Source organism: Cereibacter changlensis JA139, from assembly GCF_003034985.1.
Classification (GTDB): Bacteria; Pseudomonadota; Alphaproteobacteria; order Rhodobacterales; family Rhodobacteraceae; genus Cereibacter; species Cereibacter changlensis.
On the sequence record NZ_PZKG01000392.1, the window covers coordinates 1 to 796 of the forward strand.

1 protein-coding gene is annotated in these 796 nt (G+C 64.6%); it reads left to right on the forward strand.

Going from position 1 to position 796, the window contains the following annotated elements:
• Window positions 1-76: 76 nt before the first annotated feature.
• Window positions 77-796 (forward strand): IS5 family transposase gene (locus C5F48_RS24285; protein ID WP_258186600.1). Its coding sequence is split into 2 segments (ribosomal slippage), with 721 coding nucleotides annotated over them: window positions 77-413 and window positions 413-796; the frame shifts between segments, so codons are not numbered across the junction. This gene is flagged as partial in the annotation.

Below are 796 nucleotides of genomic sequence, written 5' to 3' on the forward strand. Positions count from 1 at the left end.
TAGGCTCAGGACCCGTTGATCTGCTTGAGGTCGCCAAGTCTGCATGATTCAAGCTCCCGAACTGACGGGGGTGAAGATGAGCAACCTATTTTGGCTGACCGACGAGCAGATGGACCGGCTCCGGCCGTTTTTCCCGAAGAGCCATGGGAAGCCGCGTGTCGATGATCGGCGCGTTCTGAGCGGCATCATCTTCATCAATCGCAATGGCTTGCGCTGGTGCGACGCCCCACGGGAGTATGGCCCGCCGAAGACGCTCTGCAACCGCTGGAAGCGATGGGGCGACATGGGGGTGTTCGCCCGGATGATGGAGGGGCTGGCCTCCGACGGCGGCGAGGAGGAGGTCGTCATGATCGACGCGACCTACCTGAAGGCGCACCGCACGGCGTCGAGCCTGCGGGCGAAAAAAGGGGGCCCGGCGACCAGCGAGGGCGTCTGATCGGTCGCACCAAAGGTGGCATGAACACCAAGCTCCACGCAGTCACCGACGCGAAGGGCCGCCCGCTGCGCTTTTTCATGACCGCGGGCCAGGTGAGCGACTATACCGGCGCGGCGGCCTTGCTGGGCAGCCTGCCTGCCGCCGAATGGCTGATCGCCGACCGGGGATATGATGCCGACTGGTTTCGGGATGCTTTGAAAGACAAGGGGATACGCCCCTGCATCTCGGGCCGGAAGTCGCGCGCCGAGACCGTCCACTACGACAGGCGCCGCTATCGCCGCCGCAACCGGATCGAGATCATGTTCGGCAGGCTGAAGGACTGGCGCCGCGTCGCAACCCGCTACGACAGGTGCCCACAAA